Source organism: Pseudoalteromonas phenolica (assembly GCF_005876835.1).
In the GTDB taxonomy this organism is placed as follows: Bacteria; Pseudomonadota; Gammaproteobacteria; order Enterobacterales; family Alteromonadaceae; genus Pseudoalteromonas; species Pseudoalteromonas phenolica_B.
Genome location: NZ_PPSW01000048.1, coordinates 1 through 22108 on the forward strand (window position 1 = coordinate 1; position 22108 = coordinate 22108).

Sequence of the window (22108 nt, forward strand, 5' to 3'; positions counted from 1 at the left end):
AGAACAACTAAATAGCAAAATTTTAGCCTCGCTATCGACAAGTTTTACTTGCCTCAAAATAAATCACTTAATTAAGAGAATTGGTATTAAATTTCGCCAATCAGTAGAGCGTTTTATATCTACCATTTAGCGTCTTGTAATTTAGTCCAAAGGCTATTAGTTGCACTTGCAATCGCTTTACTAACGCCAAGTCCTAGCTTTTCTGGCAGCGATTTTTTGCTGGTATATTTTACTGTGTAGATTTGATAACTATCTAGCAATGACAATATATAGTCATCACTGGTGTTTAGCTCATCGACTAAACCCAATTTTAGTGCATCAGTTGCAAACCAATACTCACCTGTTGCCACTTGTTCAAGTTCTATATCTTGTCTATGAGTTTGCACAAACTCTTTAAACAAGCCATGTGTTGATTCAACTTCTTGTTGAAATTTATCACGCCCCTTATCGGTATTCTCACCAAATATCGTCAACGTGCGTTTAAATTCGCCAGAAGTGATCATCTCGAAATCAATGTCATTCTTTTTCAAAAGCTTATTGAAATTGGGGATTTGTGCAATAACGCCAATTGAGCCAATAATTGAAAACGGAGCCGCGACTATTTTATTCGCCACACAGGCCATCATATAGCCGCCGCTTGCAGCAATTTTATCAACACACACGGTTAAAGGGAGTTCTGCGCTAGTAAGACGTTTTAACTGCGATGCGCCTAACCCATAGCCATGAACCACACCACCGCCACTGTTGATATTTACAATCACTGAATCCTTTTTTTTATCAGCAATCTGAAGTACCGCTGTAATCTCTTCACGTAAATTATTCACTTCATGGGCATCTGAACTACCATCGAAATTAATAACAAATGCCTTTGCAGCAAGCTTATCTTCCTGCTCTTTCTTCTGCGCTTTTTTGTAAGTCTTCAGTTCTTTTTTATCTAGAGTCTGCTCGATAAAGTCTTGCTGATTTCGCTTTAGCTTTTTAGATAAGTCTTGAAGTTCAACTTCACCTGCGTTTGCTTTAGGCTTTTGACTCGCGCCCACAGCCAGAATGATGATGATACCAATCGATAACACAACTGTGACTGCTTTTGCTAAAAATAAACCGTATTCAAATAAGAACGTCAATCTAGTCTCCTCGTTGTTCTTATGATTAAAAATATTTTTATAAAAATAAAAAAAGCCGCTTAACGCGGCTTTTTCATCTTCTCGTAATTGAACTTAATTAGCAATCACTGCAGTGTTCTCAACTGGTAACTTCATACCTTTTGATGCCAAGAAGGTTGCAAGTTGCTTTTGCATTTCAAGTGTTGTCATCGCATGGCCTAGAGCTGTACCGCCTACATCTTCTTCAAATGTAGTTGTCGCAATAGATGAGTGATGGCCTTGAGAGAACTTGACCACATAGTTCTTTGGTTCACCTTCCTGTGTTTCTGTCACTGCCGTCATACCAAATAATTGCGCCATAGGCATAGTACCAGACAGCGGTAATGCCGTTGTTGGTGGAATAACTGCATCAGGTTGGTTACCATCAACGCCACCTGTTACTACACTTAAGTAGGTTGGTGTACCAAGAGCCTGAACAGATGCTGCGTAGTTTACTGGATCCGCACTGTCTAATGCTGTTTGCGCGACGGTAACAAACTGACTAATTACAGACTGAATAGCAGCCAGTGCCGCCGTATTGCCGGCTTCGACCAATTGCTTTTCATATAGCGCATAAGAACAAGGGATCTTAATCTCTGCAGGGCAAACGGCTGTTGCTTCACTTGTCATGAACTCTAAGAACGCTTTAGATGGTAAATTACCAGCAGATGAAAGTACTGACCCCTTAACAAACGATCCAAATGATCCTGATTCAGTTAAAAAGTTAGCAATACCAGCACCGCCACTAGCTAGACCAACTGTATTCACCTTAAATAAGTTATCAACCGTTTCATTACCGATAGGCTTATTTGTATGCGCAATAAAGTTAGGTGCAACAATTGAACCTAGAGAATGGCCAAAGAAACTCACATCTGTAGGGTTGATACCAAGTGTTGGGTCAATAAAATTCAAGCCAAGTCTAAGTGCAAGTAGGTCAGCTGAAGACTGTCTTAGGTTATCACGTGCGACGAGTAGTGACGTCAAGTTCATGTATGAAAGTACTGAACCCTGACCACTTGTTGCATTGAAGTCATCTTTGCCGTCTAAATCGATATCAAGACCGCGAGCACCGTGCATTGGGTGATCAATTGCTACAGTTGCAAAACCGGCATTACTCAATGCAAGTGTTAACCCTAATAGGCTTTCTTTATTAGCAGTAATACCGTGTTGTAAAATCACAACTGGCCAACCCGTTGCTGGCATTTCAATGCCTAACAATTCTGCTCGTGGCTTAGTTATTTGTACAGGTACGTTTGCAATCCATTCAATAGAAGGGATGCTGTTAAATTTAGTTAAGAAGCGGCTTTGATCTAAGCCAAAATCACGAAGTACACCACCAGACGCTGCATTACAATACGCGTCGTTTGCACCTGGTGTTAAACCAGACAAATCAACACCGGCAGCAACTGCACCAGCAAGTGTTGCAGCACTATCACATCGAGCTTTCCAATACGTACCCGCTAAATCTTCAATTGCTGTACCTTCTGGTTTCTTTGAGTACATAGGCAACATAATGCTACCTTGCATGTATTGAACAGCCTGGAAAGGTGCACGTGTTTCAGCATCTGGGATAACAGTTGCTAACGCATCTGATACTGTGATCATAGGTTGTTCAGGAACTGAGATTCTAGGGTTAGTTTGTGTTTGTAAGCTTTGCGCTAAACCTAGCTTAATGTTATTCATTACCGCGCCCACTGACTGAATCGTCATTGCTGCGGTATAAATCACATCTTCTTTGGCTACTTGGCCAGAGATAACATTTTCATATTGCTGAACAACGGCCTGAAGGCTTCTTTGTGAGTCAGTCACTAAAGGCGCTTCCGCTTTCACTAAACTATATGAAGATGATGGCTCAAGTGAACGACCATCAGCCATTACAATGCTTTTTGTTAGTGCTGTAATGTACGACGCACCAGGCTTCAGCGGTTTCAGAGGCACAACCATGATGCCTTTACCTGAATCTGTTAGCTTAGCGACAAAGTCTTTACCCGGGCCAAACTCTAGTTCGCCAACATATTTACAGGCAATTCCCGCAGGTACTTTATCACTCGCGCAGTCAGGATCTGTAATACTCGCGCCCATTACCACTTCAAAAATGCGAACAGCATCAGGTGTGGCAACAGAGTCAGCATTAATGCTAACTTCGCTTGGCACATCTAAATCGATAACATAAGGCATATTAGTCGACCAACCGTCTAAACCACCCATTGCTAAACTTGGGTTAGCATATGCAGCAGCCGGTAAAGGTTGACCCTGATCGTCAAATTCACCAGGTAAGTTTAAAGTACCATCTTTAGTACCGCTTAAAAGTAAATCATTCGGAATTGATATCACACCATTTGATGGATCGAATTTCACTGAAGCTGAAGGCAGTACAGGGGTCGTTTCTTGTTTTACATCTTGTAGTGTTTCACCGCCGCCACAGCCGACCAAAGCCGTAGAAATTGCGAGTGAGAGAAGCATTTTTTTCATTGAATGGGCTCCGACAAATTTTATTATTCTTATGCAATTAACGCGTTAATATAATGTAATTCTGTTTTTAATGAGACATTAGACCAGTTAAACTTAACCCAATATGTAAAGTTTCGCCACCCAAATTTACAATAATTTAGATAACTTACCCTAATGCTGTGATAAAATGCGCAAAACGTTCAAATAGAGATCTACAATGCATAATTATCAAGCAGCAGACAACGCACTAGAAAATAAAACCATTTTAATCACAGGTGCTGGCGATGGAATTGGCCGTGTTGCGGCATTAACATATGCGAAACACGGTGCAACTGTAATCCTACTTGGTAAAACAACTAAAAAGCTTGAATGCGTATACGATGAAATCGTGAATGCAGGCTATCCAAAACCGGCTATCGTACCTATGGATATGCGCGGTGCGACAAAACAAAACTACCGCGACCTTGCTGCAACCATAGAGCAGCAATTTGGTAAATTAGATGGTCTACTGAACAATGCTTCAATCTTGGGTTCACTTGGTCCACTAGAACATTTCTGTGTATCTACGTTTGAAAATATCATGAAAGTAAACGTGACTGCACAAGCAATGATCACAAAATATATGTTCCCACTACTTCGTAAGTCACCGTGTGCATCAGTGATTTTCACCTCATCAGGTGTAGGCCGTCAGGGTCGTGAATTCTGGGGCCCTTACGCAATTTCAAAGTTTGCAACTGAAGGCATGATGCAAACTTGGTCTAAAGAAGTAGGTAAAACTAATATACGTATCAACTGTATTAATCCGGGTGCGACACGTACTAGTATGCGCGCTTCTGCTTTCCCTGGTGAAGATAAAGAAAAGCTTAAAACTGCTGAAGAACTCATGCCGACGTATTTATTCCTAATGGCAGATGATTCTAAAGACGTTAACGGTGAATCGATTAACGCACAATAACTTATCGTTCTGACACCATTAAAAAAGGCACTCAATCGAGTGCCTTTTTAGTCTTTATTCAATTAGAAAGTCACTTTCTCTTTGGCTTTTGTGCACGTTGGTTGTGCTTTTTCACCGCCTTTCTGATCTGATTGATCTTAGCGCGTTTATCTTTGCGCTTTTCTGGCATCACAGACAGCTTAGTTTGCGTTTCAGGGCGCATTTTCACAGATTTACGCAAGTAGTTTACGTCTTCTAACTTAAGCTCTTCCCAGCCACCTTGTGGAAGACGTTTGTTAAGCTCTAATTTACCGTAACGGATACGAATTAGGCGAGATACTTCTACTTCTTGAGATTGCCATAAACGACGTACTTCACGATTACGACCTTCAGTTAGCGTAACATTGAACCACTTGTTAATGCCCTCACCACCCATAGGCTTAATTTTTAAGAATTTAGCTGGGCCATCCTCTAACTCAACGCCTTTAGTTAAGGTACTCAATGTTTGATTTGTTACTTCACCGAATACACGTGCAGAATACTCACGCTCTACTTCATATTTAGGGTGCATTAAACGATTCGCTAACTCACCATCGTTGGTAAATAGCAATAAACCTGAAGTATTGATATCTAAACGGCCAATCGCAATCCAACGATCACCTTCTAAACGAGGTAGTCTATCGAAAACCGTTCGGCGACCTTCAGGATCTTTACGTGTACATAATTCGCCTTCAGGCTTGTGATACATTAAAACGCGACAAACACGTTCTTCTTGTTGCTCAATTTTAACAACGTGACCGTCAACACGGATAACCGCATTTTCTTCAACACGATCACCTAAACGTGCCACTTTACCGTTAACGCTGACACGATTAGAGTCAATGTATTTTTCCATTTCACGGCGTGAACCCACACCAGCACGGGCCAATACTTTTTGTAACTTTTCACTCATTAGGATGGTTCTCTCACAGAAGGATCACTCAATATCTGTTCTAGTTTTACATCTTGCTGCTCAGGTAAATTAGGCAGCTGTTCTAAACCAGATAAAGAAAAATAATCTAAAAATTGTTTGGTGGTTGCATATAGCGCTGGTTTACCTGGCACGTCTTTTTGCCCGACAACCGTTATCCATTCACGCTCTAATAAACTTTTCATTATATTGCTACTTACAGCAACCCCTCTAACCTGCTCTATCTCACCTCGGGTAATAGGTTGACGATAGGCTATCAAGGCAAGGGTTTCTATGGTCGCTCGAGAGTATTTCACCGCTTTTTCAGGCCATAATTTACTTAATGGCTCAGCCAAAGAAGGCCCTGCTTGAAAGCGATAACCAGAGGCCACTTCAACCAACTGAACACCTCTTGTTGAATAGTGCTCAACCAGTGAGTCTATGGTTTGGGTTAATCTTTTAGCAGAAATATTGAAATCTTGCAGAACGGTTTCTTGTAGACCACGCTTACTTAAAGGCTTCTCAGAAACAAAAATCGCTGCTTCGACTAGCTCAACGAGTTGTTCATCACTAAGACGCTTAAAAGCCATATTAATCTACAATTGCAAACACAAGGCAATATTATGACAGAGGTTCGGTTACTCTTGTAGTTTTAAAGATAAATAAATCTCTGATTGCGGGGTAATTTGGGTAAAAGTGACTAATTGCTCTTTGATCAGTTCAAGCATTGCTATAAATGTCACCACCACGCCTTGGCGTCCTTCAGCAAAATCAAACAAAGTAACGAAGGCACACGGACCATTATTTTCTGAAAGGTGGCGAAGAATTCGCGACATACGTTCACGAGTAGACAAAACTTCACTTGATATTTGATGGTGAGCGAGCGTTTTTACCCGCGCCATCACATTACCAAATGCAAGCACTAACTCTTTTAAACTTAAATCAGGTAACTTTTCTTCATCAAGTGCAGTATCGATATACTCTGCATTAGCTATGAAGAAGTCTTTTCCGACATGAGGCTGCGCTTTTAATGTTTCTGCAGCGGTTTTGAACTGTTCATATTCTTGCAAACGCTTGACTAATTCAGCACGCGGATCGGCTTCTTCTTCAAGCTCTTCATGGGTCGGCAACAACATGCGCGACTTAATTTGCGCCAATAACGCTGCCATCACTAAGTATTCCCCTGCCAATTCAAGCTGTAAGTCTTTCATCAGTTCAACATAGCTCACATATTGTTTAGTAATGCTATGGATCGGCAGTTGCAGAATATCGAGTTTATGGCGCTTAATAAGATATAAAAGCAGATCGAGCGGGCCCTCAAAGCTTTCCAATATCACTTTAAGGGCATCGGGCGGTATGTATAAGTCTTCTGGCTTTTCTAAAACGGCTTCACCGTGAAGAAAGGCCAGTGGCGCAGAGTTACTCATTTAATGACTATTTTAATGGCTATTGAAACGGCGTAACGTCACCACACCCTTCGCGGAGGATCACAATATCATCGTCAGAGAAGTCAATGACGGTAGTGGCTTGTTCAATCAAATAACCACCATGAATAATAAGATCGACCTGTTTTTCTAAGCTCATACGAATGTCATCGGGATCTGATTCGGTAAATTGCTCACCAGGTAAAATCAAAGAACATGACATAAGTGGCTCATTGAGCTCTTCGAGTAAAGCTGAAGCAATTGGGTTATCCGTTACACGCATACCAATGGTTTTTTTCTTCTCGTTTAATAGACGCTTAGGTACTTCTTTGGTGCCTTTAAAAATAAAAGTGTAAGGCCCTGGTGTATTGTTTTTTATTAAACGAAAAATTTGATTATCGACACGGGCATACGTTGCTAGCTCTGATAAGTCTCGGCAGACAAGTGTAAAGTTATGGTGTTTTTCAATACCGCGAATACGTTCAATTCGCTCTTTCGCCTGCTTGTTACCAATACTGCAGCCAAGTGCATAGCCTGAGTCGGTCGGGTAGACTATCACCCCACCCTTATGAATAATCTCGACCGCTTGTTTAATTAAGCGTGCCTGTGGGTTTTCTGGGTGAATATGAAAAAATTGGCTCATTAGTTACACTCCTGTGCGTCTTGCCAAAACTGCCAAACAGCTTGGCAATCTTTTGGTAAGTATAGGTTTTTTCCGAGATCTGACCAAGGCATAGGATAATGGAAATCTGAACCTTGACTCGCGAGTAGATCAAACTCTTGGCTTAATTGCCCTAAAAATTGTCTTTCGCTCGGTGCTTGTTGTGGTAAAGCGACTTCCATTGCCTGCCCACCAGCGAGTTTAAATTCGCTCAGTAATTTACGAAGCCACTTATTAGACATTTGATATCGACCAGGATGCGCTAGCACGGAAACGCCACCAGCAGCCTTAATTGCTGTAATGGCAGTTGCCATATCACACCAATTGCTTGGCACATAACCCGTTTTGCCTCTGGCTAAGAACTTTTTAAACACACCTTGAATATTCTTAGCGACACCGCGTTCGACTAACGCTTGTGCAAAGTGTGCTCGGGTGATTTCAGCATCTTTTGCCAATGTTTTAGCCTGCTCATAAATGTCTTCATAGCCTTTTTTAGCTAGGCGTCGACCAATCTCTTGTGCTCGTGCTTCACGTTTGCTTTGTTGCTCAGTCAATAAATTAAGTAGATGTGTATTTTCAGTATCTATAGATAAGCCGACAATATGGATTTCAAAGCTCTCCCATTTTGTCGAAATCTCAACCCCAGCTATCAACTCTAAATTTAAATCTCGGTCAGCAATAAATTGCTTTGCAGGCTCAATACCCGCAACTGTATCGTGATCGGTGAGGGCTAAAACATCAACACCCTTTTCTGTTGCTCGCTCAAGCAATGCGTTTACGCTTAAACGACCATCAGAAAAGGTGCTATGACTGTGTAAATCATATTTAATCAAGTTTATTTCTCTTCATTATTATTCGTGTTCGTGTCAACGGGTCGGATTATATCACTAATACGCCCCATTAAATTTTGTATACTTTATATTTTTAATATTTTTGCAACTTTTTAGCTTGACTCGCTCGTTCCGATAAGGTTTACTGTGTGCATAAATTGATTCGACAGATACCTGATATGAAAACATTAACTAAAAACAAAATCTGGTGGTGGCACTCGTAACATTGCGGGCGCTTTGTCGTATCTATACGATTTCAAAACCCGCACATAAATGCGGGTTTTTTTATATCTAAATTTTTTGGAATACAAACATGATTAACAACAATATCAACACACATTCTTGGTGGTGGCGCCTGAACTAGCGGGACGGCATTGTTGTATCTGTTACACAACCCCCGCAAGTTAACACTGGCGGGGGTTTTTTATTATGGGGAATGAGGTTTTGATTTTTAGTCATATTACGACAACACCAGGGGAAGTGACGAGTATAAGACAACGGCGCGATTACATTAGCAGCCCACTGTCATTGTATGCGGCACTCGATAAAACAAATTCATTACTACTGGAGTCAGCAGAAATTGACTCTAAAGATAATGTTAAAAGCATTATTCTAGTCGATGCAGCACTGCGCATTGAGTGCAGAGGCAAAACCGTGATTGCCAAAGCACTGTCTAACAACGGTCAGCAAGTGTTAAGTTACTTGGCCGAACAAGTTGAGAACTGTACTGCGGTTGTAGAAGACGATGTATTAACACTTGAATACGCACCGTTTGAAGCTGAGCTCGATGAGTACAGTAAGCTTAAAGCAGATAATGCATTCAGCGCCCTACGTACTTGTATAAATAAAATAAAACGTAACTCAGATACCCCTTTTGCATTATTTTTAGGCGGTGTATTTGCTTACGACATGGTGGCGAACTTTGAAACACTCCCTGACGTCCCAGATGGTGATAATGACTGTCCCGACTATGTGTTTTATTTAGCAGAAACCTTGGTATTAATCGATCATCAAGCACAAACAACTGAGTTAATTGGTAATGTTTTTAACGGCCCAGAAGTTCATGCAAACTGTTTTGAAGTTGGTAAACAGCTAGAAGAGCTGAATACGCGTTGTGATAATTTAACGCCGTATTTAGCAGCGCCAAATGAAGGCCAGTCTGAAGTGACAGTAAACATTGACGATGAAACTTACTGTCAGCAAGTAAAAACTTTAAGGCAAAACATTATCGATGGTGATATTTTCCAAGTCGTGCCTTCTCGTACGTTCTCTTTACCTTGTGCCCAGCCACTAGCAGCTTACCAACAACTTAAAAAGCAAAATCCAAGTCCGTATATGTTTTATATGCGAGATGAGTCTTTTGTTTTGTTTGGTGCCTCACCTGAATCGGCATTGAAATATTGCGTCAACAGCAATCAAGTTGAAGTTTACCCTATTGCAGGCACACGCCCTCGCGGTAAGTTTGCAGATGGCAGTATTAATCCAGATCTAGACAGCCGCATTGAACTTGAGCTTCGCAACGATCAAAAAGAGCGTGCAGAGCACCTAATGCTGGTAGATTTAGCACGTAATGACGTAGCGCGAATTAGCGTTGCAGGCACACGCCACGCAAAAGAGCTGCTAAAAGTAGACCGCTATTCACAGGTCATGCATTTGGTATCACGCGTTGTGGGTCAATTAAAACCAGATTTAGACGCACTGCATGCCTATCAAGCTTGTATGAACATGGGCACACTAGTAGGTGCACCTAAAGTAAAAGCTGCGGAGTTAGTCAGACATACTGAAAAGCAACGTCGTGGTAGCTATGGTGGTGCAGTTGGATACTTAACGGGCGATGGCGCGATGGACTCTTGTATCGTTATCCGCTCTGCATTTGTAAAAAATGGTACCGCATTCGTTCAAGCAGGTGCCGGCGTTGTATATGACTCAGATCCACAATCTGAAGCCGATGAAACACGTGCTAAAGCACAAGCCGTCATAAAAGCCGTGCAGTCTACGTATCAAGGAGCCTGCTAATGTCTAATAGCACAAAAGTATATTTTTTAGATAACTTTGATTCATTCAGCTACAACCTTGTTGATGAACTGACGCTACTAGGCCTAGATTTAGTGGTTTACCGTAACAATATCTCCGCTGAAAAAATCTTCGCCAAGATGCAGCAAGAAACTGTACCGGTAATTTTAGTGTTATCGCCAGGCCCAGGTAACCCAGCTCAAGCAGGCTGCTTATTAGAGCTAATTGAACTCGCAAAAGGCCAATTCCCTATGCTGGGAATTTGTTTAGGCCAACAAGCCTTAACACAAAGCTATGGCGGTACTGTTGGTCATGCTGGTGAAACAGTCCATGGCAAGTCTTCAATTATTGAAGCTGACGACCACCCTGTATTTACAGGTATTGGCAAACGCTTCCCGGTTGCGCGTTACCACTCTTTAATGGCAACTCATGTTCCTGAGAGCTTAAAAGTGATTGCCAAATACGACACTATTCCGATGGCTATTTATCATCCTGAAGATAAGGTGATCGGCTATCAATTTCACCCTGAGTCTATTCTTACCCCAGACGGTGCTCAGTTATTAAAACAAAGTATCGACTACTTAACACAATAGGAGCCAACATGGACAGTTTAAATCTATTACTTGAACAACAAGACTTAACATTTGAGCAAGCAAATAGCTTCTTCGATCTAGTCATGCAGGGTGAAGTGTCTGAAATTGAACTCACCGCCGCACTGATTGCATTAAAAGTTAAAAAAGAAACCGCGCAAGAAATTGCCGGTGCTGCCAAAGCCATGCGTGATCATGCCACAAAGTTCAACGCACATAACCTTGTTTGTGCTGATAGCTGTGGCACAGGTGGCGATGGTTCAAATACCATCAATGTCAGCACCACAGCAGCAATTGTGGCTGCGGCATGTGGTATCAATTTAGTGAAACACGGCAATCGCAGTGTATCGAGTAAATCAGGCTCTGCTGATCTACTTAGAACTCTGGGCATTAATATTGAAATGACGCCTGAGCAAGCCAGTATATGTTTAAAAGAAACCGGCTTCACCTTCTTATTCGCGCCGCTTTATCACTTAGGTGTTAAACATGCCATGCCAGTGCGTACCACGTTAAAAACTCGTACGATTTTTAATATTTTAGGGCCACTGACTAACCCAGCAGCCCCACAAGTACAGTTACTGGGTGTGTATGATAAAAGTTTATGCCTCCCGATGGCTGAGACTTTAAGAACACTCGGTACTGAGCGAGCAATGATAGTACACGGTGAAGGCACAGATGAAATTGCCCTACATGGCACAACCCATGTGGCTGAGTTGGTTGATGGTGACATTAAAGAATACACCTTAACCGTTGACGACTTTGGCGTTGAACATTATTCATTGGACCAAATCGCTGGGGATACGCCAGAATACAATGCCAAAGCCAGTATTGAGATTTTAAATGGCACAGCACCTGATGCACACAATGCCGCTATTGCAGTAAACGTTGCTGCATTACTGGTCATGCATAATTTGGCTGCTGATTTTAAAGCCGCCACACAGCAAGTATTAACAGTTTTAAAGTCTGGACAAGCCGCAGACAAACTAAAAGAGATCGTTGAGGTAAGCAATGGCTAACGTATTAGAAAAAATCGTTGCAGATAAGCAACAAGAGGTCGCTCTAAGAAAACAACAAAAGCCACTAGACTCTTTTATTAACGACCTTGTGCCAAGTGACAGAGATTTTCAGGCGGCACTGGCAGCATCCGGCACACAGTTTATTTTAGAGTGTAAGAAAGCATCGCCATCAAAGGGCCTGATTAGAGAGAACTTTAATCTTGATGAAATCACTGGCGTGTATGGCAAATATGCCACATGCATCAGTGTGTTAACCGATGAGAAGTATTTTCAGGGCAGTTTTGAATACCTGACATATGTCAGCAAAAAAGTTGACCAACCGCTTATTTGTAAAGACTTCTTTATCGACGAGTATCAGGTTTATCTAGCGCGCTTACATGGTGGTAACGCCATTTTGCTTATGCTGTCAGTACTTGATGATGCGCAATATACACACCTTGCCAATGTGGCAAAGTCACTGAATATGTCTATCCTAACCGAGGTCAGTAACGAAGAAGAAGTACACCGAGCACTTGATCTGAATGCTGAGATTATCGGTATTAATAACCGAAACTTACGTGACTTAAGCACGGATTTAGCGACAACCGAGAAGCTCAGAAAGCTAATTCCTGATGGCAAAGTTGTGATCTCTGAATCAGGTATTTACACCCATCAAGATGTGAAACGTCTAGCACCACTTTGTAATGGTTTCTTAGTGGGCAGCTCTATTATGGCTGAGCAAGACTTAGAAGTTGCTTGCCGTCGTCTTATTCTGGGTGAAAATAAAGTTTGTGGTTTAACACGCTCTCAGGACGCCCAATCGGCTTTTAACGCAGGGGCTATTTACGGCGGCCTTATCTTCGCCCCTAAATCGCCCCGCTACGTTGACATTGACTGTGCTAAAGCCGTTATTGATAGTGCACCTTTAAAGTATGTTGGTGTATTCGTAAACGAAGACCTAGAACAAGTCAGTGAAATTGCGCAAACATTAAAACTTGCAGCCGTGCAGTTACACGGCAATGAAGATAAAACGTATATTGAAGCGCTGCGCGCAAAGTTACCTGTAACTTGCCAAATATGGAAAGCACAAGGTGTGACTGATGTGCTACCTGAACCAATCTCAGGAGTAGATAAACATTTGTACGATACTAAAACCTCTGCAGGATTTGGTGGCACAGGTGAAGTATTTGATTGGTCATTACTGGCTGAAAAGAGCGCAAACAGCTTTATGTTAGCTGGCGGTTTAAACGCAGAAAATGTACTTGATGCAGCTTATACAGGCGCACAAGGACTAGATTTGAATTCAGGGGTTGAACTGAGCCCTGGTAAAAAGTGTTCGCAAAAAATTGCAGATGCTTTTAAAAACATAAGAGGTTATTGAGGTGGAAATGAATAACGCAGCATATTTTGGCGATTTCGGTGGCATGTTTGTACCCGAACTACTCGTCCCTGCACTAAAGCAGCTTGAAGGTGAATTTAATAAATCACAAAAAGATCCTGAATTTCAGGCTGAGTTTACAAAACTATTAAACGAGTACGCGGGCCGTCCAACGCCACTAACGCTTACACGTAATTTAGTTACAAACCCAAAAGTAAAACTGTATTTAAAGCGTGAAGATTTACTCCACGGTGGTGCACATAAAACCAACCAAGTACTTGGCCAAGCATTGCTGACTAAGCGCATGGGTAAAAAAGAAGTAATCGCCGAAACAGGTGCAGGTCAACATGGTGTGGCAACAGCCCTTGCCTGTGCCCTACTTGGCTTGAAATGCCGTGTTTACATGGGTGCAAAAGACGTTGAGCGTCAACAGCCAAATGTATTCAGAATGCGTTTAATGGGTGCCGAAGTGATCCCTGTAACTGCAGGCTCTGGCACGTTAAAAGATGCTGTAAACGAAGCCATGCGTGACTGGTCTGCAAACTATAAAACAGCCCACTACCTTTTAGGTACGGCTGCTGGTCCACACCCATTCCCGACCATCGTACGTGAATTCCAAAAAATGATCGGTGAAGAGGCAAAACAGCAAGTGTTAGACACTGAAGGTCGTTTACCTGATGCTGTGATTGCCTGTGTTGGTGGTGGTTCAAACGCCATTGGTATGTTCAGTGACTTTATCGGTGATGAAAGTGTGAAACTCATTGGTGTTGAGCCTGCAGGTAAAGGACTTGATACTGAAGAGCACGGCGCTGCTTTATGTAAAGGTACTAAGGGTATTTTACACGGTGCTTACACGTATATTATGCAAAACAATGATGGCCAAATTGAAGAATCTTACTCTGTATCTGCGGGCCTTGATTACCCTGCTGTTGGCCCTCAGCATGCATTTTTACATGAAACAGGCCGCGCACAATATGTGGGTATTTCTGATAAAGAAGCACTTGATGCTTTCCAAGCGCTTGCTAAGCATGAAGGTATTATTCCTGCGCTTGAATCAAGTCATGCCCTTGCATACGCATTAAAATATGCCGAAGAGCAAACTGAAGAGACAATTTTAGTGGTGAACTTAAGTGGTCGCGGTGATAAAGACTTAGCACACGTTCACCAAGTATTAGCAGAACAAGGAGCGCTATAATGAGCCGTTATGCACAATCTTTTGCTGCCCTTACAGAGAAAAATCAGGGGGCGTTTGTTCCCTTCGTGACAATTGGCGATCCAAACAAAGAACTGAGTTTTGAGATCATTAAAAGCTTGATTGACGGTGGTGCCGATGCGTTAGAGCTAGGTATTCCATTTTCAGATCCGATTGCGGATGGCCCAGTGATTCAAGCTGCGAATATTCGTGCGCTAGAACAAAACGTTAATACCCAAGACTGCTTTGATATCATTAAGCAAGTTCGCGAATACAATCAAGATATTCCGATTGGTCTATTACTGTATTCAAACCTTATTTTTGCACGTGGTATTGATAATTTTTATCGTGAAGCAAAGGAAGTCGGCGTAGATTCAATTTTAGTGGCTGATGTGCCGCTTCATGAATCTAAAATGTTTAGAAACGCTGCGAAAGCTGCAGACATTGAGCCTATTTTCATTGCAACACCAAACGCAGATGATGATACTGTTCGCACTTGTGCAAGCTACGGCCGCGGTTACACCTACCTGCTTTCACGCGCTGGGGTAACTGGCACAGAAACAAAAGCGCAAATGCCAGCTGACTCTATGATTTCTAAATTAAAAGAATATCATGCAGCGCCTGCACTGTTAGGCTTTGGTATTTCAACGCCTGACGATGTAAAAGCGGCACTAAAATCTGGTGCTGCAGGTGCAATCTCAGGCTCTGCTGTAGTTAAAATTATCGAGCAAAACCTGAACGAGCCAAGCGCTATGCTAGACTCGTTACAAAGCTTTGTTGCGACGATGAAAGCTGCAACCCAAAAATAGTTTCTCCGTCCTACTTGAAGCTGCAGCGGTGTTGGCTACGCTTGTTAACCCAACTCTCATAGAAAATCTATGTTCATTGGGATTAACTCACTTGCCTTCTAGCTGCAATTCCGAGTAGTTTGACGAAACTTTGATGCTTAGTTCGCTAAGGCGTCTTTCAGCGCCTTAGCAACTTTAAATTGAACCTTGTTTGCCCCTTCAATCATGATCTCTTCACCCGTTTGCGGATTTCTGCCCATCTTAGCTGGATGATAACTCAGTGCAAACGTACCAAAACCAGAGATAGGCACCTGATCGCCCTCAGATAAGCGCTTTTTTATGACCGCCAAAATACTATTCAAAGCTGCCTGAGAATCCTTCTTCGTTAACTCACTGTGTGCCGCCATGGCCGATACTAATTCTGACTTGTTCATATATATACTGGTTTGTTAATGCTAGAGGGTGGCAGAGCCTAAAAATATTTTTTGTGAATGTCAACTTGCAGTCTTACTCAAATATTGTTAATACTTTGTTGTAGGACGTTATTTAAGAGAGGTATCTATGACTGCATTATTTGAATACTTACCCCTTATCCTATTTTTCTTAGTCTACAAAATGATCGATATATTCTGGGCGACAGCGGTATTGGTCGGCATATCATTACTACAAATTGCCTATCAATATTTCACTAAGGGTAAAATCTCTACCAAAACTTGGGTTTTCTGTGTGATTGCTTTATTCCTAGGCGGTATGACAATCATATTCCAAGATGAACAGTACATTATGTGGAAAACGACGGCTATCTACGGTTTGCTCGCGGCTACCTTGGTCATTTCTCGATTTATATTTAATAAAAACCTCGTGAAAACGGCACTACTCAGCATGTTAAAGACAGCAGCCGAGAAACAAGGTGAAAAAGAGTTTAAGGTGGATGTACCAAAATCAGTGTATGAAAAGCTCAATACGCTTTGGTTTATATTCTTAATCAGCATTGCAATCTTAAACCTTTATGTCGCCTATAACTTCTCGCTCGACTTTTGGGTTAATTTCAAAGTCTTCGGTCTCGCAATCGTCACATTTATTGCCGTATTGCTCACTGTTTTTCGGATTTTTGAATACTTACCCGATGGGTTTCAAGAACAAGAAAACAAAAAATAACCCCGCAAACTTAATAAAACTGTCGCTTTTTTAGTCTAGGGGCAAACTATACTTTTTTAATTATATTTAATAATGGGGTTTGCCTTTGACTGCTTCGCAATATCGTTGGTTTGAGCTCTGTGGCGTATTTTTCTGCTTACCGCTGTTTACTTATTTATTTAAAGATTACCTGTCTACTTGGTTGTTCCCTGCTTTACTCATCCTTATGATTGTATGCACCTTTCTATTACTCACAGACCCGCACTTTAAGCGCTTTCGTCTAACTTCATTGGGCCAATTTTCACAAGTCAAACATCGACTTTTTACTGGCTTCTTCATTGGCGCATTGTTCAGTGCCATGTTATTTGGCTTGGCCAATCAAACGCTTTGGTTTGCTATGCCAAAGAATGAAACCACTCAATGGTTAATCTTATTGATTGCATATCCACTGCTATCTGTGTTGCCTCAGGAACTCATTTTTAGAAGCTATTTCTTCCATCGTTACAAGCACATTCTGCCAAGTAAAAACGTGCGTATCTTTTTAAGTGCACTCAGTTTTGCTCTCGCCCATTGCGTCTACGACAACTGGGTTGCAATTGCGCTTTCATTTGCTGGCGGGTTGTTATTTTCTTACACCTATGCACACAGTCGCTCATTGATGGTATGTGTACTAGAGCATAGCTTGTGGGGTTTATGGATGTTTACTATTGGGGTTGGCAGCTATTTAGATTCTGGGATGAGAATAACCACGGGATAAAAATTAATACCCGCTCTCAATAATACTTAATCATTTCGAGGGATTAAAACTGACGCTAGCTTCGTTAAAAATTTCTTATTTAGAGCAACTAAATAGCAAAATTTCGCCTCGCTATCGACAAGTTTTCCTTGTCTCAAAATAGATCACTTAATTAAGAGGGTTGGTATAAAAAAGGCCGAATAATCGGCCTTTAAATTATCAATTTTTGATGCGAGTTAAAAGCCAAATAGGCTTACTGCAAAAAACTTAGTAGCGACAGTATTTACAAAGATAAGTAGCAAAATCACAGGTATGAAAGTCGACAGTGAGAAATTCACATATTTTTCCATAAAACTACCTGAGTAGCTGTCACAACCTTGGGACAGTTCTTCAGAAAGTTTGGCTTTCTTCCAGCGATAAGTAACAAATAAGCACACCATTAAACCATTCAGCGGTAAAATTGTGTCGTAGAAAACATCGTAAACGATATCGAACATACTTTTATCAGCACCACCATAACTAACAAATTTAGTTAGCCAATCAACCATACCAAATGACATCGTACACAGCACTGTCAGTAGACCTGTGGCACCCGCTAAAATTAATAATGCTACCTTGCGACTTACGCCTTTTTCTTCGATTAAAGCAGCTGTTGGCACTTCAACAATTGATACAAGAGAAGTAATTGCCGCAAAGAATACCAGCAAGAAGAAAATAAACGCCACGATTGACGCACCGGTATAACCAATGTCAGTTTGCAGTGCTAAAAGAATTTTAGGTAAATAAACGAAAATCATTGAAACCGATGAATCTGATAGCTCTTCTGGATTCGTCGCTGGATTGAAGCTGAAGATAGCAGGCAGAACCATAAGGCCAGCAATAAATGCCACTAACGAGTCAGTGATGGCGACCATTTTTGCGCCACCTACAATGTCGTCTTTTTTAGAGATATAAGACGCATAAGTCATTAAGATACCCATACCTAAAGATAATGAGAAAAATGCTTGAGACAAAGCGCCATTTAGAACACTGGCATCCATCTTAGAAAAGTCTGGGACAATGTAATACTCAACACCAGCCATGGCGTTATCTAGCGTGAGTACATACGCTACTAAACCAATTAGTAGTACAAATAGTGCGGGCATTAGAAATTTAGCGGCTTTTTCAATGCCTTCTTTAACACCACCCACTAGAATTAAGTTCACAATGATTGCAACTACAACCATGTAACCAAAAACCGTGTTTTGATTAATGAACTGACCAAAATGATCTGGATTAGCCAGCATATCCAAGTTACCTAATGCAGTTTGCGCTAGATAACCAAATATCCAAACTGTAATTACCATATAAAATACAGCAATCATAAAAGGAGTTAGTACAGCGAGGCCGCCCGCAAAAGACCACTTTTTGTCATTACCAGATAAAGATTTATATGCACCGTATGGGTCTTTCTGCGCTTTTCGACCCATTGCCATTTCAGCCATCATCACAGGCAAACAGATAAAAGCCACAAATAATGCATAAACTAAAAGAAAGGCTCCACCACCATTTTTTGTTGCAGAGACGGGAAAACCAACTAAGTTACCTATACCTACTGCAGAGCCTGCAGCAGCTAAAATAAAGCCTAGTTTTGAACTAAAATGCTCTCTGTTCGCACTCATTAAAACGTCATCCTGTTGTTATTGTTTTTTTACTTCCGCCCGACTCTACCGTCATAGGATACTGTTATCAAGTTTTTAACGTGAAACACTGCGTCTCATAGTATTGCCATTTACAAAGGGCGTATAGAAAGCTTACCATTGCATACAATTTCATACAGACCTGAATAAAGTGAATTTTATGTTGTATATGATCTACTCTACTGACGTCGAGAACTCTTTAGAAAAACGTTTAGCAACTCGCCCAGCACATCTAGAAAGATTGACCGCTTTAAAAGAACAAAACCGTTTATTCGCGGCGGGTCCTCTTCCTGCCATTGATAGTGAAGATCCAGGTGCAGCTGGTTTCACCGGCTCACTTGTTGTCGCAGATTTTGAGTCTCTTGAAGCTGCCCAGCAGTGGGCTGATGCAGATCCATATATTGCTGCTGGCGTATATGCTCACAGTGTTGTTAAACCATATAAAAAGGTTTTGCCTTAACAACAAGTTCAGCTTTGGTTAATTCGTTAACTTATATTCTGAACACAATTGTTAAGCAGCCCTGTAACTGGAGCTCAAAATGCGTCTAACACTAGTTGGTTTTGTTGTTAGTTTAAGCTTGTCACTGATGTCAGCGACAGTCATTGCCAATAACAAAGCCAATATCGACAAAAAACAAGCTATTACGCTGGCCCTAGCAGAATATGCAGGAAAAACGTTAAAAGTATCAGAAGAAAACACCTATTTTGTCGTGAGGATCTTGCAAAAGGACGGGCGCATTGTTGACCTCAAAGTAGATAAAAAAACAGGCAAAGTGAAGAAGGATTAGTATGCGAATTTTAGTGATCGAAGATGATATTCAACTGGCTGAGAATTTACGCTCAGCACTAGAAAAAGAAAAATACAGTATCGATTTATGCCATGATGGTGAATCTGGTTTATTTCACTTACAAGAATACCCGCTCGATTTAGCGGTAGTTGATCTAGGCCTACCAAAACTAGACGGTATCGAACTGATTAAGCGTGCCAGAAAAGCGGGGGTGACTATCCCCATTTTAATTCTAACTGCCCGTGAACGTTGGCAGGATAAAGTAGAAGGCCTAGATGCTGGTGCTGATGACTACTTAACCAAGCCATTCCATGTTGAAGAGCTTGTGGCTCGTTGTAACGCGTTAATTCGTCGTAGTGCAGGCCAAGCAAATCCAGAAATTAATATTGGTCCTGTTAAAATTCACACCCGCTCACAACAAGTGTGGGTCAATGAAAAAGAATTAACGCTCACCGCGTACGAATACAAAGTGCTTGAATACTTAATGGTAAACCCACAAAAGGTGATTTCTAAGTCTGAACTTACTGAGCATATTTATGATCAAGATTTCGATTTAGATTCTAATGTAATTGAAGTGTTTGTGCTTAGGCTACGTAAAAAACTCGATCCTGAAGGCGTACTTAACCCAGTCGAGACTTTAAGAGGCAGAGGCTACAGGTTTAAGAGTCAGTGGTAAATTCTACACAGGTTCCATTAAAAATAAGACAAGGCTTCGTCCTTGTCTTTGTGCTTATAATCGCCCTTCCCGTATTATTTTACTCTGTAAGCAGCGCCTATTATGCGTCACTTGTTGATGCCACCGAAAAAAACTTAGAAGCGCACTTATATTCACTCATTTCAGAAGTCGAGTTTATTGATGAGTCGGTAAAAATGCCCAATACCATATTGGCACCCGAATTAAATCGCATTGACTCCGATACTTTCGCGCTTATCTACCAGAACAATGATTTGGTTTGGTATTCGGAGTCTGCTGTCTCACTAGAGTTTAACCCTGATTCAATAGACTCTGAGACTGGCGCATCTGAATTCAAACAAGTTCACTATCAAGGCAATGCATACTGGCAACTCAGCCTCACTGTTATCTTGGGTAATGCCGAACAATCTCAACAAGCTGTGTTTATCCTGCTGCGAGATGATAATGCTTTAGAAGATATATTGTCCGAGTTTACAGACACATTAATGACTTGGATGTTAATTCTCGGTGCCATCATGACACTTTTAATGAGTTTAGGTTTTATCTGGAATATGCGACCTCTACAGCGTTTAGACAAAGAGATAAAAGCGATTGAATCTGGCAAAAAGGAGCGCTTATCACATACTTATCCTGTTGAGCTCCAAGCTATTACAGAAGATCTAAATTTACTCCTTGAGTCTCAACGCCGACAAAAAGAACGATATAGAGCGTCATTAAGCGACTTAGCACATGCACTGAAAACGCCTTTAGCTATCTTAAAATCTAGTCCTATGGCAAATGATAATGATGCACAAGAGCAACTCGATAGGATCAACAGTATGATAGAACATCAGTTAAAGCGTGCTGCGACTGGTGGTACCGATACTTGGAAGAAAACCACCTCTGTTACACCTGTACTTGAATCGATTTTAAATGCGATGAAAAAGGTATATCATGAGAAAGCAATTGATTTTCAATCGAATTGTGCTGATAAAACTAAGTTTTTAGGCGATAAAACAGATTTAATGGAGATACTGGGCAACCTTATCGACAATGCCTGTAAAGCCTGTGTAAGTACTGTCCATGTCAATGTCACAAGTGATGAAAAGACCCTGAAAATTGAAATTTGTGATGATGGCCCAGGCATTGAAGTCAGTGCGCGTAAAAAACTGTTACAACGCGGCACTCGCTTAGATACTTATGAATCGGGTCATGGCGTTGGACTCGCAATTGTGGCAGATTTGGTGAATGATTATCAAGGAAACATAGAGATAGGCTCTGCTTCATTAGGCGGTGCGTTGTTTATTGTTGAGTTTAAATATGACTAAATTTTTTAGATTACTTTTTTGTGCAGGATTACCACTAATAACACTTTCAACACACGCCTATGAGCTCAGAGAGTGTAAGCCAATACAAAGTAACTCCCCTGCTGAGGCTAGACAGTTTATAAAATGCCTTGATAGCAATATTGAGACATTAGACAGGGAAAGAACTATCTGGATTAAAAAGCTGGTGATGGATATGGAAGAGCTTGAGCAAGACACCGGCAATACTCAACTGTTACCGATTATAAGACGAAGTTTAAAACATCAAGACAACTACATTGAAGATAGCTGTAGATGGCGCTACCTTCATAAAATGCCAAACTCAACCAAAGCTGCTGTTGCATATAAAGAATGCAAGATACGTTTATATACACGCCATATTGAAGATTTGAAACTTAGTTATTAATCAACAATAAAAACGGC

Annotated in this window: 23 protein-coding genes; 14 read left to right on the forward strand and 9 right to left on the reverse strand. The window is 41.2% G+C overall.

The annotated features are described in order from the left end of the window. Positions 1-119 precede the first annotated feature (119 nt). Together sohB and C1E24_RS19920 are read right to left on the reverse strand one after the other, a co-directional pair. Positions 120-1124, reverse strand: coding sequence for a protease SohB (gene sohB / locus C1E24_RS19915; protein WP_138484538.1), 1005 nt, complete (start codon positions 1122-1124; stop codon positions 120-122). A gap of 93 nt (positions 1125-1217) precedes the next feature. Then, complete coding sequence (locus C1E24_RS19920; protein WP_138484541.1) at positions 1218-3614, reverse strand: VolA/Pla-1 family phospholipase; 2397 nt, start codon at positions 3612-3614, stop codon at positions 1218-1220. A gap of 196 nt (positions 3615-3810) precedes the next feature. On the opposite strand from C1E24_RS19920, the gene C1E24_RS19925 reads away from it, so the two are divergent. After that, positions 3811-4548: a YciK family oxidoreductase gene (locus C1E24_RS19925; protein WP_138484545.1), complete on the forward strand. Its 738-nt coding sequence runs from the start codon at positions 3811-3813 to the stop codon at positions 4546-4548. Positions 4549-4618: 70 nt separating this feature from the next. Here the strand turns inward: C1E24_RS19925 and rluB are convergent, their stop codons facing one another. The 5 genes from rluB to rnm are packed head-to-tail and all read right to left on the reverse strand — an operon-like array spanning position 4619 to position 8394. Continuing rightward, the gene (gene rluB / locus C1E24_RS19930) at positions 4619-5479 is read right to left on the reverse strand and encodes a 23S rRNA pseudouridine(2605) synthase RluB (protein ID WP_138484547.1); all 861 of its coding nucleotides are present in this window, start codon (positions 5477-5479) and stop codon (positions 4619-4621) included. Continuing rightward, positions 5479-6066, reverse strand: a complete 588-nt coding sequence (gene scpB, locus C1E24_RS19935) for an SMC-Scp complex subunit ScpB (protein ID WP_138484549.1) — start codon at positions 6064-6066, stop codon at positions 5479-5481. The genes rluB and scpB overlap by 1 nt, the downstream gene beginning before the upstream one ends. A gap of 48 nt (positions 6067-6114) precedes the next feature. Next, the gene (locus tag C1E24_RS19940) at positions 6115-6903 is read right to left on the reverse strand and encodes a segregation and condensation protein A (protein ID WP_138484551.1); all 789 of its coding nucleotides are present in this window, start codon (positions 6901-6903) and stop codon (positions 6115-6117) included. A gap of 19 nt (positions 6904-6922) precedes the next feature. Beyond that, complete coding sequence (locus C1E24_RS19945) at positions 6923-7543, reverse strand: L-threonylcarbamoyladenylate synthase (RefSeq protein ID WP_138484553.1); 621 nt, start codon at positions 7541-7543, stop codon at positions 6923-6925. Further along, positions 7543-8394: an RNase RNM gene (rnm, locus tag C1E24_RS19950; protein WP_138484555.1), complete on the reverse strand. Its 852-nt coding sequence runs from the start codon at positions 8392-8394 to the stop codon at positions 7543-7545. The genes C1E24_RS19945 and rnm overlap by 1 nt, the downstream gene beginning before the upstream one ends. 441 nt (positions 8395-8835) lie before the next feature. Here rnm and C1E24_RS19955 point away from each other — a divergent pair, with 441 nt between their 5' ends. The 6 genes from C1E24_RS19955 to trpA are packed head-to-tail and all read left to right on the forward strand — an operon-like array spanning position 8836 to position 15368. Next, positions 8836-10407: an anthranilate synthase component 1 gene (locus tag C1E24_RS19955; RefSeq protein ID WP_138484557.1), complete on the forward strand. Its 1572-nt coding sequence runs from the start codon at positions 8836-8838 to the stop codon at positions 10405-10407. Next, positions 10407-10997 carry an aminodeoxychorismate/anthranilate synthase component II gene (locus C1E24_RS19960; protein WP_138484559.1) on the forward strand — a complete coding sequence of 197 codons (591 nt, stop codon included), beginning with the start codon at positions 10407-10409 and terminating at the stop codon, positions 10995-10997. Before C1E24_RS19955 ends, C1E24_RS19960 begins: the two co-directional genes overlap by 1 nt. An 8-nt stretch (positions 10998-11005) precedes the next feature. Beyond that, the gene (trpD, locus tag C1E24_RS19965; protein WP_138484560.1) at positions 11006-12010 is read left to right on the forward strand and encodes an anthranilate phosphoribosyltransferase; all 1005 of its coding nucleotides are present in this window, start codon (positions 11006-11008) and stop codon (positions 12008-12010) included. Next, a complete protein-coding gene (trpCF, locus tag C1E24_RS19970) occupies positions 12003-13370 on the forward strand; it encodes a bifunctional indole-3-glycerol-phosphate synthase TrpC/phosphoribosylanthranilate isomerase TrpF (RefSeq protein ID WP_138484562.1) in 1368 nt (455 codons plus the stop codon). The genes trpD and trpCF overlap by 8 nt, the downstream gene beginning before the upstream one ends. A gap of 7 nt (positions 13371-13377) precedes the next feature. Next, positions 13378-14562, forward strand: a complete 1185-nt coding sequence (trpB, locus tag C1E24_RS19975) for a tryptophan synthase subunit beta (protein ID WP_138484564.1) — start codon at positions 13378-13380, stop codon at positions 14560-14562. Next, entirely contained in the window at positions 14562-15368 is an 807-nt protein-coding gene (gene trpA, locus C1E24_RS19980) for a tryptophan synthase subunit alpha (RefSeq protein ID WP_171040943.1), read from the forward strand. Before trpB ends, trpA begins: the two co-directional genes overlap by 1 nt. A 137-nt stretch (positions 15369-15505) precedes the next feature. Here trpA and C1E24_RS19985 read toward each other — a convergent pair whose 3' ends face one another. Continuing rightward, a complete protein-coding gene (locus C1E24_RS19985; RefSeq protein ID WP_138484568.1) occupies positions 15506-15781 on the reverse strand; it encodes an HU family DNA-binding protein in 276 nt (91 codons plus the stop codon). A 127-nt stretch (positions 15782-15908) separates the two neighbouring features. Here C1E24_RS19985 and C1E24_RS19990 point away from each other — a divergent pair, with 127 nt between their 5' ends. Together C1E24_RS19990 and C1E24_RS19995 are read left to right on the forward strand one after the other, a co-directional pair. Continuing rightward, positions 15909-16505: an inner membrane-spanning protein YciB gene (locus tag C1E24_RS19990; protein WP_138484570.1), complete on the forward strand. Its 597-nt coding sequence runs from the start codon at positions 15909-15911 to the stop codon at positions 16503-16505. A gap of 85 nt (positions 16506-16590) precedes the next feature. After that, positions 16591-17241 carry a CPBP family intramembrane glutamic endopeptidase gene (locus C1E24_RS19995; protein WP_138484572.1) on the forward strand — a complete coding sequence of 217 codons (651 nt, stop codon included), beginning with the start codon at positions 16591-16593 and terminating at the stop codon, positions 17239-17241. A 215-nt stretch (positions 17242-17456) separates the two neighbouring features. Here C1E24_RS19995 and C1E24_RS20000 read toward each other — a convergent pair whose 3' ends face one another. Further along, positions 17457-18881, reverse strand: a complete 1425-nt coding sequence (locus C1E24_RS20000; protein WP_138484574.1) for a sodium-dependent transporter — start codon at positions 18879-18881, stop codon at positions 17457-17459. Between the two features lie 178 nt (positions 18882-19059). On the opposite strand from C1E24_RS20000, the gene C1E24_RS20005 reads away from it, so the two are divergent. The 5 genes from C1E24_RS20005 (at position 19060) to C1E24_RS20025 (ending at position 22091) form a co-directional block, all read left to right on the forward strand. Continuing rightward, positions 19060-19359, forward strand: coding sequence for a YciI family protein (locus tag C1E24_RS20005; protein WP_138484576.1), 300 nt, complete (start codon positions 19060-19062; stop codon positions 19357-19359). Between the two features lie 79 nt (positions 19360-19438). Continuing rightward, complete coding sequence (locus C1E24_RS20010) at positions 19439-19687, forward strand: PepSY domain-containing protein (RefSeq protein WP_138484578.1); 249 nt, start codon at positions 19439-19441, stop codon at positions 19685-19687. Between the two features lies 1 nt (position 19688). Continuing rightward, complete coding sequence (locus C1E24_RS20015; protein WP_138484580.1) at positions 19689-20363, forward strand: response regulator transcription factor; 675 nt, start codon at positions 19689-19691, stop codon at positions 20361-20363. Further along, positions 20357-21688, forward strand: coding sequence for an ATP-binding protein (locus C1E24_RS20020; RefSeq protein ID WP_138484582.1), 1332 nt, complete (start codon positions 20357-20359; stop codon positions 21686-21688). The genes C1E24_RS20015 and C1E24_RS20020 overlap by 7 nt, the downstream gene beginning before the upstream one ends. Continuing rightward, on the forward strand, positions 21681-22091 hold the full coding sequence (locus tag C1E24_RS20025) for a hypothetical protein (RefSeq protein ID WP_138484584.1): 411 nt from the start codon (positions 21681-21683) through the stop codon (positions 22089-22091). Before C1E24_RS20020 ends, C1E24_RS20025 begins: the two co-directional genes overlap by 8 nt. Positions 22092-22108: the final 17 nt, after the last annotated feature.